Source organism: Pseudomonas sp. 34 E 7 (assembly GCF_900005715.1).
GTDB lineage: Bacteria > Pseudomonadota > Gammaproteobacteria > Pseudomonadales > Pseudomonadaceae > Aquipseudomonas > Aquipseudomonas orientalis_A.
Map to the genome: position 1 here is coordinate 104,930 of NZ_CVTX01000149.1, position 15,586 is coordinate 120,515.

The window sequence follows — 15,586 nt, forward strand, 5'->3', positions numbered from 1 at the left end:
ACATGGCAACGATCAATCCACGCTTGACGCCATTTCTTTCACATGACACTGTATAAATGTACAGTTTGCGGGGCTGCGGTAACTTGCCACGTTCGGTAGGTTGCGCCGCCGCTCATCCCACTGTGCACATGACCAGGACGGTCATGTTTCATCCTTGACTCGATCATCGGGTCCCATGTTGAAAGAGAGGGAACTCCTATGTCTTATCCAGAAAGTAAACTCACCGGCATGACCGGCTTCGCCAAAGCCGCTAAGGTCACTGGCGGCTGGTCCGGTCCGGTTGTCAGCATCACTAACCTGGATCAGCTCAAAACCAATATTGCCGGTTCCACACCCCGCGTGCTGGTGATCAACAGCAATATCTCGGCGTCCAGTTTGACCAAGGTCTCCATGGGTTCAAATAAAACCCTGGTCGGCTCGTTCCAGAACCGCACGCTCAACAACATTCACTTGCGTGCGACACCTGAGTCGCAAAACATCATTTTTCAGAACATCGTTTTCCAGCACTCGGCGGGTATCAAGGCCAATGATGATATCCAGCTGTACCTCAACTACGGCAGCAAGTACTGGATCGATCACTGCTCCTTTGACGGCCATGACTGGTCCGCCAACGATGGCAGCCTCGACAAGCTGTTATACATCGGCGACAAGGCCGACTACGCGACCATCAGCAACTGTTTTTTCGGCAATCACAAGTATGGCCTGATCCTGGGCCATCCGAGCGATGACAACAACACAGCCTTCAATGGCTTCCCACGGCTGACTATTTGCCATAATCGCTTCGAGAATATGGAAGTGCGCGCACCGGGGTTGATGCGTTATGGCTACTTCCATGTCTATAACAACTACATCAACAAGTTTCATCTCGGTTTTACACTGGCGCAAAACGCCAACATTCTTTCCGAGAGCAACAACTTTGGCGAAGGCAGCGCAAGCAACGGCATGTTGGATGATAAAGGCAACGGTACGTTTACCGATATTGGCAGCGTGCCTGCTATCACGAATCAGAAGTCGCCCAAAGCACAGTGGACCGCGTCGTCCAATTACACCTACACGTTGAGGACCGCCGCGCAGGCAAAGGATTTCACCGTCAAGAATGCGGGGGCCCAGTCGGTAAGCCTGGTGTTCGGTGGCTAAAGCCTGGCGGATTCTTGATCGGCTGGCTGCATAAACAAGAAACCCGCCGGGCCAGTTTGGCCGGTGGGTTTTTTGTTGGCTGCAAGGGCCTCATCGGGGGCAAGCCCCATCCCACATTCAACTGCATTCAAACGATGAAACTCGGTCAACTGTGGGAGGGGGCTTGCCCCCGATGGCGTCCGCCCAGGCGCCTCAGACATTTCCGACAAGCCTTTCAGGTTGTCTGTCGGAACTCGCACAACTAACCTTCTCGAGTCGCTGCCAATTCAGTGACCGGGACTGCAAGCCCGCCGAAATAATATTAGAGGCTCGGAAGCGCCGCTATAATCGTGGCGCTTTTCATGGTCATCGTTTTCTGGTGGCTGTGCGCGGGAGACCTTTGGGTCTGCCGAGGTGCTTCTGACTCGGTCTTGCAGGCCCGCGCACAGCTGCCACCCATCATCTGCAAGTGATGCTGGCAGCTCCTATTTTTCAGGAGGTTTACCATGATCAAAGACAGCCCAACCCCCCCATCTGATTCTCCGCCCACCGACCAAATCTTCACCGTCCTGACCCACCTGAACAGCGAAACCCTGCTCGCCAACGCCTCCCAAGACCTGGCATCCGTACAGGCACTGGCGGGGAATCTGGCTTTTGATGTTGACGGCCCCCAGCGTGATGCAGTGCTGGGGATTCATCGTATGGTGGAAGGGATCCAGCTGATGGTGGATCGAGTGCTGGATCTTCACGAAGTGTCAACAGCCACCGCCAACTGATCGTTCCCACGCTCCGCGTGGGAATGCATCCTGTGACGCTCTGCGTCACCCTTGCGCACGGCGGGACGCGGAGCGTCCGGGGCGGCATTCCCACGCGGAGCGTGGGAACGATCGATCAGGCGTTGATTGGGCGGGCAACCAACCGTTCCAGCGCCTCACCCAACCCGGACGCCTTGTCCCCAATCAACAGGTGCCAAACACCGCTCTCAAGCTGACTCACACCCTGGCAACCGAGCGCAGTAAGTTGAGCCTCAGACAACCCTGAATCATCACCCAACTCCACCCGCAACCGAGTCATCGCTACCGCTTCCAGCTGGCGCACATTCCCCCGGCCACCCAGCGCATTCAGCCATTGCTCGGCTTCTTGCACATTCACTGCAACCGGCTTATCCACAGGCGCAACCGCTACAGGCGCTGCGGCAACAAACCCCGGCATCGCCAAGCGAATTTCATCAGCAATGCTATCGGCCATCGGCCCAACCACCACCTGCAAACTGCCCCCATTCCCCGGCCGCACAACCGCCATGGCGCCCAGCGCTTTCAACTGCGCATCCACCGCCTTGTTGCGATCCACCATGTCCAGCCGCAGCCGCGTGGTGCAAGCACCCACACTCAGCAGATTCTCAGCACCACCCAACGCCTGGATATAAGCCGTGGCACGCTGGTTATCACTCATCGCTTCGGCCTGCACCACCTGTATATCTTCCCTACCCGGCGTCTTCAGGTTGAAGCGGCGAATGCAGTAGTTGAACACCGTGTAGTAGATCACCGAGTAGGCCAGGCCTACCGGTACCACCAGCCAGCCGTTGGTGGACTTGCCCCAGCCCAGCACCATGTCGATAAAGCCACCGGAGAAGGTAAAGCCGAGGTGGATATTGAGCAGGTTGGTCACGGCCATCGACAGGCCGGTGAGCAGTGCATGCAGCAAGTAGAGGAACGGCGCCAGGAACATGAAGGCAAATTCAATCGGCTCGGTCACCCCGGTCAGGAACGAGGTCAGCGCCATCGACAGGAAAATCCCGCCCATCACTTTGCGGCGCTCCGGCAACGCGTTGCGGTACATCGCCAGGCACGCGGCGGGCAGGCCGAACAGCATCACCGGGAACATGCCGGTCATGAATTGGCCGCCTTTGGGGTCGCCGGCGAAGTAGCGGGTCAGGTCGCCGGTCACTACCGCGCCGGTTGCCGGGTCGGTGAAGGTGCCGAACACGAACCACGCCATATTGTTGAGGATGTGGTGCAGGCCGGTGACGATCAGCAGGCGGTTGAACACGCCAAACACGAAGGCGCCCAGGCTGCCGCTTTCCATCAGCAACACGCCGAAGCTGTTGATGCCGTGCTGGATCGGCGGCCAGATCAGGCCGAAGATCACCCCCAGACCGACTGCACTGAAGCCGGTGACAATCGGCACAAACCGTCGCCCACCAAAGAACGCCAGGTACTCCGGCAACTTGATGTCCTTGAAGCGGTTATACAACGCGCCCGCCATCAGGCCACTGGCAATACCGGCGAGCATGCCCATGTTGATGGAGGTGTCCATCACCTTGAGCGTGGAGATCATCACCAGATAGCCGATCGCCCCCGCCAGGCCGGCCGTGCCGTTGTTGTCGCGGGCAAAACCGACGGCGATGCCGATGGCGAAGATCAGCGCCAGGTTGGCGAAGATCGCCTGCCCGGCATCATGCATCACCGCGATGTTGAGCAAGTCCGTGTCGCCCAGGCGCAGCAGCAGGCCGGCGATTGGCAGGATCGCAATCGGCAGCATCAGGGCGCGGCCCAGGCGTTGCAGGCCTTCGATAAAGTGTTGGTACATGGCGTGTCTCCCTATTCTTGTTGTTTTCAGCTCAGCGGCCAGTGGTGTTGACAGGCTTGGCGAACGGCCTTGGCGCTGCTCAGGTTGAGCAGCTCAAGGCTCAGTTGCCGGCATTGCGCCGCGTCCAGGTGGCGGACGCGGTCCTTGATTTCTCCGATCTGCGGCGGGCTTACCGACAGCTCGCTGACGCCCAGACCGACCAGTACCGGCGTGGCCAGCGGGTCGGAGGCCAGGGCGCCACACACACCGACCCAACGCCCATGCTTGGCCGAACCGGCACAGGTCTGGGCGATCAGCCGCAGCAAGGCCGGGTGCAGCGCATCGACGCGGGCGGCCAAGCCTGCGTGGTCGCGATCCATGGCCAGGGTGTACTGGGACAGGTCATTGGTGCCGATGGACAAAAAGTCTGCGTGTTCGGCCAATTGCTCGGCCATCAGCGCGGCGGCGGGCACTTCGATCATCACCCCCAGTTCGGGGCGCTGCGTCAGTTTCAGCTCGACGCACAACTCATCCAGGCGCTGGCGGATCTGCAGCAGTTCGTCCACCTCGCTGACCATCGGCAACAGGATGCGGCAACGCGCCAGCGGCGAGACTTGCAACAGGGCACGCAGTTGCTGGTCGAGCAGTTCCGGGCGCACCTGGGCCAGGCGAATGCCGCGCAGACCCAACACCGGGTTGGCTTCGACAGGCAGCGGCAGGTAGTCGAGCTGCTTGTCGCCGCCCACGTCGATGGTGCGAATGATCACGGATTTGTCGCCCATGGCATCCAGCACGGCCTGATAGGCCTGGCGCTGTTCCTGTTCATCCGGCGCGGTGCGGCGGTCGACGAACAGAAATTCGGTGCGCAACAGGCCGACGCCATCGGCGCCGTTTTCAAACGCCAGCCGCGCCTCGCTGCTGGAGGCGACGTTGGCGGCGATTTCAATGCTCACGCCATCGATGGTGCGTGCCGGTTGTTGCGCCTGGGCTTGCTGCTGCTGGCAACGCAGTTTTTGCGCGTCGCGAATCTGCTGCACTTCAGCATGGCGCGCGTCTGTGGGGGCCAGTTCCAGTCGGCCATTGACGGCGTCCAGCACCACACGCTGGCCCTGGGGCACATCCAGCACCTCGGCACCCAACGCGACCACGCAGGGCAAGCCTTTACCCCGCGCAAGAATGGCGACGTGTGACGTGGCGCCGCCTTCGGCCATGCAGATACCCACGGCCTGCTGCTCACTCAACTGCAGCAAATCCGACGGGGTCAGTTCGTGAGCACTGACGATCGACCCGGCGGGCAGTTCGAAGTGCCAGGCCTCGCCCAGCAAGGCACGCAATACGCGTTGCTGCAGGTCGCGCAAGTCGTTGGCGCGCTCGGCAAACAAGGGCTTGCCCAGTGCCAACAGCACCGCGCACTGGGCCTGGATCGCATCGCGCCAGGCATGGGTGGCGGCGCTGCCGTGGGCGATGGCGGCGCTGGCCGCTTCCAGCAGCGCCGGGTCTTCGAGCAGCGCGAGGTGGGCGGCGAAGATGTCTTCCTCCTCGACGTTCTTGCGTTGGCGGGCATGCTCGAGGGTGCTGTGGATTTCATCGCGCACCTGCTCCAGTGCCGTGTCGAGGCGCTGTTGTTGTTCGGCGGCCGAATGGTTGCCGGTGTCTTGCGGCAGCTCGATGCCGGTCAGGCGGAACAGCGGACCGCACACCAGGCCGGGGGCTGCACAAACACCTTGCAGCACATCGGCTTCTACGCTGGCACGACGGGGCGCAGCAGCGACCACGGGGGCGTGATGGGCTTCGCTGACCGCTACCGACAATGCCGCGAGCAACCCTTGCAAGGCGGCCTCGGCGTCTTTGCCACGGCAACTCACGCGCACTTCGTCGCCTTCGCCAATACCCAGGCCCATCAAGCCAATCAGGCTGTCGCACGACGCCGACTTGTCAGCAAAATGCAGGTGCGACTGGCTGCTGAAACCCTGGGCCGTCTTGCGGATCAAGGCGGCGGGGCGGGCATGCAAGCCGCCCCGGTGGGTGATGCGTACGCTGGCGCTGGCTTCGGAGCCGGCTTCGCAATTGGAGTTATCCACCGCTGCTTGAACGGTGGCGGTGGAGCGCGCGGCAATGTGCATCAACGGCTCACCGACCTTGACCGTCTTCAGCGGCACCGGCGTCAGCTCAAAGCGATCACTGTTGGTCAGGATGATCAGGCTCACCAGGCTCTTGCACTGACGCGCAATACGGTCCAGGTCAAACCGCACCAGTGCCTGGCCCTGGCTGACCCGTGCGCCTTCCTTGACCAGCAAGGCAAAGCCTTCGCCATTGAGTTCCACGGTGTCGATGCCCACATGCATCAGCACCTCGGCACCGTTGTCGGCGCGCAGGGTCAGGGCGTGCCCGGTGCGGGCGACATGGATGATCACGCCGTCACAGGGGGCCTGCAGACAGTCGTTCAACGGGTCGATAGCGATACCGTCGCCCATGGCGCCGCTGGCGAACACTTCGTCGGGGACGCTGTTCAGGGCCAGCACCGGCCCACTCAAGGGGGCGCTGAGGGTCAGTACATTATTGTTGTTGGACATGGGCACGGTACTCATCAGGAAAACGCCGCTTCAGTGGGTGCGGGTGACTTTGCTCAGGTGGCGCGGCTGGTCCGGGTCCATGCCCCGTGCCTCAGCCAGGCTGGCGGCCATCACATAGAAACTCTGGATCGCCAGGATCGGGTCCAGGCTCGGGTGTTCGGCACGGCTCAGAGTCAGGTCGCGTTCGGCGATATCGTCGGGCGCGGCCAACAGCACGCGGGCACCGCGTTGACGCATGTCGGCCGCCAGGCTCAGCAGGCCGGCCTGCTCGGCGCCGCGTGGGGCGAACACCAGCAGCGGGTAGTGTTCGTCGATCAAGGCCATCGGCCCGTGGCGCACTTCGGCGCTGCTGAAGGCCTCGGCCTGGATCGCCGAGGTCTCCTTGAGTTTGAGCGCAGCTTCCTGGGCGATGGCGAAACCGGCGCCACGGCCGATGACCATCAAGCGCTGGCTGCCTTTGAGGGCGTCGACGGCCAGGCGCCAATCCTGCCTGGCGGCGTCGCGCAGGCCGTCGGGCAGCGCCTGGCAGGCTTGCAGCAGATCGGCTTCCTGATTCCAGTGGCCGATCAACTGCGCGCTGGCGCTGAGGGTGGCGATAAAGCTCTTGGTCGCGGCCACGCTGAGTTCCGGCCCGGCGCACAGCGGCACATGGAATTCACACGCGGCTTCCAGCGGCGAATCTTCGGCATTCACCAGCGAAATGCTCAAGGCCCCGCGTTTGCGCAACAGGCGCAGGCTGTTGACCAAATCCGGGCTCTGCCCCGACTGGGAGAACCCGAACGCCACTTGGCCGCTGACTTTCATTGGCGCCTGCAACAGGGTCACCACCGACATCGGCAACGACGCCACCGGAATGCCCACATGCTGCATGGCCAGGTAAGCGAAGTAGCTGGCGGCATGGTCCGAGCTGCCACGGGCAATGGTCATCGCCACTTGCGGCGGCTGGCGGCGCAGGCGACCGGCGACTTCCTCCAGCAACGGGTCCAGGCGTTGCAGTTGTGCGGCGACGGCGTCGCAGGAGGCCAGGGCCTCTTCAAGCATTTTTGAAGTCAATGGTTTCTCCTTCGACCATTACGTCGGTGAGTGTCAGGGAGCGGTCCAGGCGCACGCAGTCGGCAAAACTGCCGGGTTGCAGGCGGCCGCGTTCTTCCAGGCCCAGGTAGTCCGCAGGAAATTGCGACAGGCGTTGTGAGGCTTCGCTGATGGGCAGGCCGATCTTCACCAGGTTGCGCAGCGCCTGGTCCATGGTCAGCGTGCTGCCGGCCAGGGTGCCGTCGGCCAGGCGCACCCCGCCCAGGCATTTGGTCACGGTGTGGCTGCCCAGCTTGTATTCGCCATCGGGCATGCCGGCGGCGGCGGTGGAGTCGGTGACGCAATACAGGCACGGGATCGAGCGCAGGGCCACGCGCATCGCGCCGGGATGCACGTGAAGCAAATCCGGGATCAATTCGGCGTATTGGGCGTGGGCCAGCGCGGCGCCGACGATGCCCGGCTCGCGGTGATGCAGCGGGCTCATGGCGTTGTACAAATGGGTGAAGCTGGTGGCGCCGGCGGCGAGGGCGGCGACGCCTTCTTCATAGCTGCCCAGGGTATGGCCGATCTGCATGCGCACGCCGCGTTCGCTGAGGGCGCGGATCAGGCCGTCGTGGCCGGCGATTTCCGGGGCGATGGTGATCACCCGGATCGGCGCCAGGCGCAGGTAGGCTTCGACTTCGGCCATCAAGGCGGTGTGGGCGAAGTTGGGTTGGGCGCCGAGTTTGCCTGGATTGATGTAGGGGCCTTCCAGGTGCACGCCCAGGACCCGGGCGCTGCCCGTCGGACGTTGTTCACAGAACTTGCCGAGCTCACCGAGCACTTTGGTGATTTCTTCCACCGGCGCCGTCATGGTGGTGGCCAGTAGCGAGGTGGTGCCGAACCGCACGTGGGTACGGGTGATGGTCTGGAAGGCGTGCGCCCCTTCCATGATGTCCGCACCGCCGCCACCATGCACATGCAGGTCGATAAAGCCTGGCAGCAAGTAAGGCAGCTCGTTGTCGGCCGGGTCGCACGGGGTGCCTTCAACGGCGACCACCTTGCCGTGCTCGTGCACCAGGCGGCCGCGCATCCAGCCGCTGGGCGTGAGGATATTGTCTTCTGACATGGGCAGTTCTCTAAATTCGCAATTCGGCGGAGTAGTCATGACGGCGCAGCTCTGCGACAAAGTCGTAGTAGTCGTTGCGGCAGTAGGTGTCGGTGATTTCAATCGGCGTGTTGTCGGCGGTGTAGCCCACGCGGGTCATCAGCAGCATGGCGGTGCCGGGGGCGATGCCCACCAGCCTGGCGAACTCGTCCGACGCATTGATCGCCTGGATATGCTGCAGGGCGCGCACGATGGGCTTGCCGATGCCTTCCAGGTATTCGTACAGCGAATTGCCGATGGCTTGCGGCTGGGGCAGCACCGAGGCGGGCAGGGTGGTCATTTCAATTGCCATCACCGTGTCATCGGCTTTGCGCAGACGCTTGAGGCGCGCCACTTTGTCGGTGGGCGACAGGCACAGGCGGATCAGTTCTTCGTGGGTCGGCGGGGTGATGTCGCGCTCCAGCCATTGGGAGGTGGGCACAAAGCCCTTGAGCCGCAACATTTCACTGAACCCCGACAGGCGCGACAACGGTTGTTCCAGGCGCGGCGTGATAAAGGTGCCGGAGCCCTGGCTGCGGCGAATCAGGCCCTGGGCAAGCAACACCTCCAGCGCTTTGCGGGCGGTCACCCGCGAGATGCCCAACTGCTCGCTGAGCGCACGCTCCGAGGGCAGGGCCTGCTCGGATTTCCACTGGCCGGCATGGATCGCCGCTTCAAGGCTGCGGGCCAGTTGCAGGTACAGCGGCGTGGATTGCTTGTCGTCGGGGCGCAGGGCCAGGATGGGATTCATCTGTCAGGTTTCCGATGCGTTATTGGAATGTTGTCGCCCGGTAATGGCCGGAAATTAATACCACTTAAATACCATGTCAATGCTGCCAAAACGGTGCGAACCCCGGTTTCAGGGCTTGCTAATGGTGCATGGTATCAAGTGGTATTAGAGAGGTCTTTGTTGCGCGCACAAACGCACAGCGCGCGCGGTGAACTGGTATTCACCGGCAGGCGCTGCCCTGGGCAGGAAATATTTTCGAATTATTTTACGAGCGGTCGCAGATCAGGGCCGAATCTCGATCAGGGTGCCGTCCTTGACCAGGCTCCAGACTTCGCGCATGTCCACATTGCGCATGCCGATGCAGCCGTCGGTCCAGTCCAGGGTGTGGAACCACTGTTCCGGGTAGTCTTCGGTGTCGGGCGTGCCGTGGATCATGATCATGCTGCCCGGTTTCACCCCTTCGCGGCGCGCGCGGGCGGCGTCGCTGATATTGGGGTAGGAGATGTGCATGGCCAGGTTGAAGCGTTCGCTGGTCTTGCGCCAGTCGATCCAGTAGAAGCCCTCAGGCGTGCGACGGTCGCCCTCGATCAGTTTGTGACCTTTCGGGTTTTTTCCCAGGGATATGCGATAGGTCTTGAGCGGCTTGCCGTCGTTGATCAGTTGCAACTGGTGGGCGGATTTGAGCACCAGGACCTTTTCGACCGGTTTGCCGCCGAGGGTTTGCACCGTGGAGGCCGAGGACAGGGCAGCGAACGACAGGCAGATCAGAGCAAGCAACCAACGCATTGAAACGATTTCCCTTTGGCGACGAGTGGCCGGCTTGTTATTGGGCGGGCTTGGACTGGGGCGGCACGGACTCGCTGCGCACCGGGAACAGCTGTTGCGCACGGTCAGCGAAGAAGCATTCTAAGGTACGCCCGACCGTGCGGAAAGCCAGCTCGGACCAAGGGATGTCGGCCTCGGCGAACAGCTTCACTTCCAGGCTTTCGATGCCTGCGGCAAAGTCCAGGTCGGCCAGCTCGGCGCGATAGAAAATATGCACCTGATTGATGTGCGGCACGTTGATCAAGGTATAGAGGCTCAGGTCGCGCACGCGGGCGCAGGCTTCTTCCAGGGTCTCGCGCATGGCGGCCTGTTCCACGGTTTCGCCGTTTTCCATGAAGCCTGCGGGCAGGGTCCAGTAACCCAGGCGGGGCTCGATGGCGCGACGGCACAGCAGCACTTTGTCGCCCCATACCGGTACGGTACCGGCGACGATATTGGGATTCTGGTAATGAATGGTCGAGCAGTGATCGCACACATAGCGCAGGCGCGCGTCGCCTTCGGGAATGCGTTGGGTGACCGGTTTGCCGCACTGGCTGCAGAAATTCATGCTGGGGTTCCTGGAGAGTGGGCACATCTTGGCTTGGTGCCAGGCGTTCCTGCAAGTTGTCGTTTCGCGACACCCCGGTGGTTTTGGGGTTGGGCGCCTGCGCGCTTTGGTGCATGATGCAAGGTAGCCAACAGACCGAGATGACTCATGCTGGACGAGCTACTTCGCCGGGTAAGCAATCACACCCCCCACTCGCTGGAGACCGACGGGCGTTTCCCCGAGGCCGCGGTGCTGGTGCCGATTACCCGCAGTGACGAACCCGAGCTGATCCTGACCCTGCGCGCCAGTGGCCTGTCGACCCATGGCGGCGAAGTGGCCTTTCCCGGCGGGCGCCGTGACCCCGAAGACCCGGACCTGATCTTTACCGCCCTGCGCGAAGCCGAAGAAGAAATCGGCCTGCCGCCGGGTCTGGTCGAGGTCATTGGCCCATTGAGCCCGTTGATCTCCCTGCACGGTATCCGTGTCACGCCCTATGTGGGCGTGGTCCCTGATTACGTCGAGTACCTGGCCAACGACGCCGAAATTGCCGCTGTCTTCAGCGTGCCCCTGGATTTTTTCCGCCAGGACCCACGCGAGCACACCCACCGCATCGACTATCAGGGTCGCAGTTGGTATGTGCCAAGCTACAGGTTCGGCGAATACAAGATCTGGGGCCTGACGGCAATCATGATCGTCGAGCTGATCAACCTGCTCTACGACGACGCCAAGATCAGCCTGCATCAGCCACCCAAGAGCTTCATCAACATCTGAGCCATCGTTTGAATGGCGAGCCGTGAGGAACAACCATGAAATACCGCCTGGGCGATGCCCGCGTCGAGACGCATCCCAACAGTTGGGTAGCACCCAATGCCACGCTGGTGGGCAAGGTCAAGCTGGAGGAGGGCGCCAACGTCTGGTTCAACGCGGTATTGCGTGGCGACAACGAACTGATCCTGATCGGCAAGAACAGCAACGTGCAGGACGGCAGCGTGATGCACACCGACATGGGCTACCCGCTGACTCTCGGCACCGGCGTGACCATCGGCCACAACGCCATGCTGCACGGCTGCACCGTCGATGATTACAGCCTGATCGGCATCAACGCGGTGATCCTCAATGGCGCGAAGATTGGCAAGCACTGCATCATCGGCGCCAATTCGCTGATCGGCGAAGGCAAGGAAATTCCCGATGGCTCGCTGGTGATGGGGTCGCCCGGCAAGGTGGTGCGTGAGCTGACCGAAGCGCAGAAACGCATGCTCGAAGCCAGCGCCGCGCACTATGTGCATAACGCGCAGCGGTATGCGCGTGATCTGGTCGAGCAGGAACAATGAGTACGGTTGAACGGCCTGTCGCTTCGCCTTGTGTGAGTATTTGCGCACTAGATGATGACGATATCTGTACTGGTTGCCAGCGTACCGTGGACGAGATTACGTGTTGGAGCCGCATGGACAATGCCGAACGCCGGCTGGTGTTGGGGTTGTGCCATGAGCGGGCGGTGGCGAGTGGGTTAGTGTTTATGGTTTCTGGTAAATCCGGCGCCTGACTGCTGCCCCCCCTGTAGGAGCGAGCTTGCTCGCGAAAAACCCAAGAACACCGCGTATAGTCAGATTCCCCGCGTCATCGTTAACGTTTTTCGCGAGCAAGCTCGCTCCTACAGGTTTTCGCCCCATGCTCTTCCTGATCGCCTACATCAGCAGCGTCGTGCTGATCAACTTCGCCTTTTCCACCGCCCCGCACCTGGACGTGATCTGGTCCGCCTGGGGTGGCCTGGTCTTCATTCTGCGCGACATGGTGCAAACCCGCTTCGGCCACGGTGCGATCATCGCCATGCTGGCGGCGCTGGTGTTGTCGTATATCACGTCGGACCCGTCCATCGCCCTGGCCAGCGCCACGGCGTTCGCGGTGTCCGAATGCATCGACTGGCTGGTGTTCAGCATCACCCGGCGCCCGTTGCACGATCGTCTGTGGATCAGTTCGGCGCTGAGCATTCCCCTGGATACCTTTATTTTCTTCGGCCTGATCGGCGCGCTCACACCGGCGGTGGCGGGCACGGCGCTGGTGTCGAAATTCGCCGGGGTCACCGTGGTGTGGCTGGTCATGGCCTGGCGCATGCGCCGGCGCGCCGTTGCTAACTGAGGCCAATCTCTACAGTTCATGTAAAATGCCGGCCTTTCTCCCCCATGATCCGCTCCCCTGAGGACCTGAGATGACCCGAATCGGAACTCCATTGTCGCCAACCGCGACCCGCGTCTTGCTGTGTGGCTGCGGTGAGCTGGGCAAGGAAGTGGTAATCGAGCTGCAGCGCCTGGGCGTTGAAGTGATTGCCGTGGATCGCTACGCCAACGCGCCCGCCATGCAGGTGGCGCACCGCAGCCACGTGATCAACATGCTCGACGGCGCCGCCTTGCGTGCCGTCATCGAGGCGGAGAAGCCGCACTTCATCGTGCCGGAAATCGAAGCCATCGCCACCGCTACCCTGGTCGAGCTGGAAGCCGAAGGCTTCACCGTGATCCCGACCGCGCGCGCCACCTCGCTGACCATGAACCGTGAAGGCATCCGTCGCCTGGCCGCCGAAGAGCTGGACTTGCCGACCTCCCCATACCACTTCGCCGACACCTTCGAAGACTATAGCAAGGCCGTGCAGGACCTGGGTTTCCCGTGTGTGGTCAAGCCGGTGATGAGCTCGTCGGGCAAGGGCCAGAGCCTGCTGCGCAGCGCGGACGATGTGCAGAAAGCCTGGGACTACGCCCAGGAAGGCGGCCGCGCCGGTAAAGGTCGGGTGATCATCGAAGGCTTTATCGACTTCGACTACGAAATCACCCTGCTGACCGTGCGCCATATCGGCGGCACCACCTTCTGCGCGCCGGTCGGCCATCGTCAGGAGAAGGGCGACTACCAGGAATCCTGGCAGCCCCAGGCCATGAGCGCGATTGCGCTGGCCGAGTCCGAGCGCGTCGCCAAAGCCGTGACCGAGGCCTTGGGCGGCCGGGGTCTGTTTGGCGTGGAACTGTTTATCAAGGGTGATCAGGTGTGGTTCAGCGAAGTTTCGCCGCGCCCCCATGACACGGGCCTTGTGACCCTGATTTCCCAGGACCTGTCGCAATTTGCCCTGCACGCCCGCGCCATCCTCGGCCTGCCGATCCCGTTGATCCGCCAGTTCGGGCCTTCGGCTTCGGCGGTGATCCTGGTGGAAGGGCAGTCGACCCAGACCGCATTCGCCAACCTGGGCGCCGCGTTGAGCGAGCCGGATACGGCGTTGCGTCTGTTTGGCAAGCCGGAGGTGAACGGCCAGCGTCGCATGGGCGTGGCGCTGGCGCGAGATGAGTCGATTGAGGCTGCTCGGGCCAAGGCGACCCGGGCTTCCCAGGCTGTGGTTGTAGAACTCTAAAACCGCCCCTGACGCCGATCGTTCCCACGCTCCGCGTGGGAATGCATCCTGTGACGCTCCGCGTCACGACTTTAAAAGCGGACGCAGAGCGTCCAGGGCAGCATTCCCCACGCAGAGCGTGGGAACGATCATCGCGATCAGGCTTCAGGCGACCTTGTTCAAATCATTATCCCGCGTCTCTTTCAGGCACAGCACCGCAATCAAGCTCAGCAACGCTGCCGCCGACACATACCCACCCACATAACTCAGCCCGCCCATCGCCACCAGCTTGGTTGCGAAGAACGGTGCCGCCGACGCGCCCACGATCCCACCCAGGTTATACGCCGCCGAAGCGCCGGTATAACGCACGCGGGTCGGGAACAGTTCCGGCAGCAGCGCACCCATCGGCGCGAAGGTTATGCCCATCAGGAACAGTTCCAGCGCCAGGAACAACGCCACGGCCCAGGTCGAACCGTGGGTCAGCAGCGGCTCCATGGTAAAACCCGACAGTATCGCCAGGATCGCGCCGACGATCAGCACCGGTTTGCGCCCGTAGCGGTCGCTGGCCAGCGCCGCCAACGGCGTCGCCAGGCCCATGAACAGCACCGCGAAGCACAACAGGCCGAGGAAGGTTTCACGGCTGTAGCCGAGGGTCGACACCCCGTAACTCAGGGAAAACGCCGTGGTGATATAGAACAGCGCATAGCACACCACCATCGACGCGGCGCCCAGCAATACCGGCAGCCAGTGCTGGCTGAACAGCTCCACCAGCGGCACTTTCACCGGTTTTTCATGGGCCACGGCGTTGGCGAACACAGGCGTCTCGTGCAGCTTGAGCCGTGCGTACAGGCCCACCATCACCAGCGCCGCGCTGAGGATGAACGGAATGCGCCAGCCCCAGCTGCGGAACTGCTCATCGTTCAGGCTCATGGCCAAAATCAGGAACAAACCATTGGCCGCCAAAAAGCCAATCGACGGGCCCAGTTGCGGGAACATGCCGAACCAGGCGCGTTTGCCTTTGGGCGCGTTCTCGGTCGCCAGCAAGGCCGCGCCGCCCCATTCCCCGCCCAGGCCCAAGCCTTGGCCGAAGCGCAATACACACAACAGGATCGGTGCCCAGGCGCCAATGCTGTCGTAGCCGGGCAGCAAGCCGATCAGGGTGGTACACACGCCCATCAGCAGCAGGGAGGCCACCAGCGTCGACTTGCGACCGATGCGGTCGCCAAAGTGGCCGAACAGCGCCGAGCCCAGCGGGCGGGCGATAAACGCGATGCCGAAGGTCAGGAACGACGCCAGCATCTGCGCGGTGCCGGACGTCTGCGGGAAGAACACCGGGCCGATCACCAGCGCGGCAGCCGTGGCGTAGATATAGAAGTCGTAGAACTCGATGGCGGTGCCGACGATGCTCGCGGTCGCCACGCGAGCCGTCGAGTTGGTCGGGGCAGCGGTGGTGGCCTCGTTATAGGGGGTGCTCATGGCGGTAATCCCTGACGGTCATTGCGCGTTTGGACGCGGATTATTATTGGTCGTACACCCATGGATCAGGGTTGTGCGCGCAGCGGCTTGGGTAAGCCGCAGGGATTATAGGAAGGGGGGTGGAATTACAACAAGTGGCTGAAGTAACACAGATCCAATGTGGGAGGGGGCTTGCCCCCGATGGCGGCCTCTGGGCCGACCAGGATGTTGGATCAGATCGAGTACATATCCGTTTCTGCGGTAACGG

15 protein-coding genes are annotated in these 15,586 nt (G+C 62.2%); 7 read left to right on the plus strand and 8 right to left on the minus strand.

The genetic code is table 11. The annotated features are described in order from the left end of the window. Positions 1-198: 198 nt before the first annotated feature. Both BFP96_RS16985 and BFP96_RS16990 read left to right on the plus strand, forming a co-directional pair. Positions 199-1,137: a pectate lyase family protein gene (locus tag BFP96_RS16985; protein WP_065891530.1), complete on the plus strand. Its 939-nt coding sequence runs from the start codon at positions 199-201 to the stop codon at positions 1,135-1,137. 485 nt (positions 1,138-1,622) lie between these two features. Next, positions 1,623-1,892 (plus strand): DUF6124 family protein, encoded by a 270-nt coding sequence (locus BFP96_RS16990; RefSeq protein WP_065891531.1) that lies wholly within the window; start codon positions 1,623-1,625, stop codon positions 1,890-1,892. Positions 1,893-2,007: 115 nt separating this feature from the next. Here BFP96_RS16990 and nagE read toward each other — a convergent pair whose 3' ends face one another. The 7 genes from nagE to BFP96_RS17025 all read right to left on the minus strand — a co-directional run bounded on the left by nagE (position 2,008) and on the right by BFP96_RS17025 (position 10,517). Continuing rightward, positions 2,008-3,705, minus strand: a complete 1,698-nt coding sequence (nagE, locus tag BFP96_RS16995) for an N-acetylglucosamine-specific PTS transporter subunit IIBC (RefSeq protein WP_065936634.1) — start codon at positions 3,703-3,705, stop codon at positions 2,008-2,010. A 26-nt stretch (positions 3,706-3,731) separates the two neighbouring features. Then, positions 3,732-6,257, minus strand: a complete 2,526-nt coding sequence (gene ptsP, locus BFP96_RS17000) for a phosphoenolpyruvate--protein phosphotransferase (RefSeq protein WP_065936635.1) — start codon at positions 6,255-6,257, stop codon at positions 3,732-3,734. Positions 6,258-6,287: 30 nt separating this feature from the next. Next, on the minus strand, positions 6,288-7,310 hold the full coding sequence (locus BFP96_RS17005) for an SIS domain-containing protein (protein ID WP_139113416.1): 1,023 nt from the start codon (positions 7,308-7,310) through the stop codon (positions 6,288-6,290). Then, complete coding sequence (nagA, locus tag BFP96_RS17010) at positions 7,291-8,397, minus strand: N-acetylglucosamine-6-phosphate deacetylase (protein ID WP_065891535.1); 1,107 nt, start codon at positions 8,395-8,397, stop codon at positions 7,291-7,293. The genes BFP96_RS17005 and nagA overlap by 20 nt, the downstream gene beginning before the upstream one ends. 10 nt (positions 8,398-8,407) lie before the next feature. Further along, entirely contained in the window at positions 8,408-9,166 is a 759-nt protein-coding gene (locus BFP96_RS17015) for a GntR family transcriptional regulator (RefSeq protein WP_065891536.1), read from the minus strand. Positions 9,167-9,427: 261 nt separating this feature from the next. Further along, complete coding sequence (locus BFP96_RS17020) at positions 9,428-9,931, minus strand: L,D-transpeptidase family protein (protein WP_065887515.1); 504 nt, start codon at positions 9,929-9,931, stop codon at positions 9,428-9,430. A 37-nt stretch (positions 9,932-9,968) separates the two neighbouring features. Then, positions 9,969-10,517, minus strand: coding sequence for an NUDIX hydrolase (locus BFP96_RS17025; RefSeq protein ID WP_065896363.1), 549 nt, complete (start codon positions 10,515-10,517; stop codon positions 9,969-9,971). Between the two features lie 147 nt (positions 10,518-10,664). Here BFP96_RS17025 and BFP96_RS17030 point away from each other — a divergent pair, with 147 nt between their 5' ends. From BFP96_RS17030 to purT, 5 genes are all read left to right on the plus strand, one after another. Next, complete coding sequence (locus tag BFP96_RS17030; RefSeq protein WP_065891538.1) at positions 10,665-11,267, plus strand: CoA pyrophosphatase; 603 nt, start codon at positions 10,665-10,667, stop codon at positions 11,265-11,267. 35 nt (positions 11,268-11,302) lie between these two features. Continuing rightward, positions 11,303-11,827 (plus strand): gamma carbonic anhydrase family protein, encoded by a 525-nt coding sequence (locus BFP96_RS17035; RefSeq protein WP_065896364.1) that lies wholly within the window; start codon positions 11,303-11,305, stop codon positions 11,825-11,827. Next, the gene (locus BFP96_RS29300) at positions 11,824-12,039 is read left to right on the plus strand and encodes a DUF1289 domain-containing protein (protein WP_083216653.1); all 216 of its coding nucleotides are present in this window, start codon (positions 11,824-11,826) and stop codon (positions 12,037-12,039) included. Before BFP96_RS17035 ends, BFP96_RS29300 begins: the two co-directional genes overlap by 4 nt. A gap of 125 nt (positions 12,040-12,164) precedes the next feature. Further along, a complete protein-coding gene (locus BFP96_RS17040; protein ID WP_065891540.1) occupies positions 12,165-12,632 on the plus strand; it encodes a VUT family protein in 468 nt (155 codons plus the stop codon). A 70-nt stretch (positions 12,633-12,702) separates the two neighbouring features. Beyond that, positions 12,703-13,884, plus strand: coding sequence for a formate-dependent phosphoribosylglycinamide formyltransferase (gene purT, locus BFP96_RS17045; RefSeq protein ID WP_065936636.1), 1,182 nt, complete (start codon positions 12,703-12,705; stop codon positions 13,882-13,884). A gap of 144 nt (positions 13,885-14,028) precedes the next feature. Here the strand turns inward: purT and BFP96_RS17050 are convergent, their stop codons facing one another. Then, the gene (locus tag BFP96_RS17050; RefSeq protein WP_065896365.1) at positions 14,029-15,339 is read right to left on the minus strand and encodes an MFS transporter; all 1,311 of its coding nucleotides are present in this window, start codon (positions 15,337-15,339) and stop codon (positions 14,029-14,031) included. Positions 15,340-15,586 lie beyond the last annotated feature (247 nt).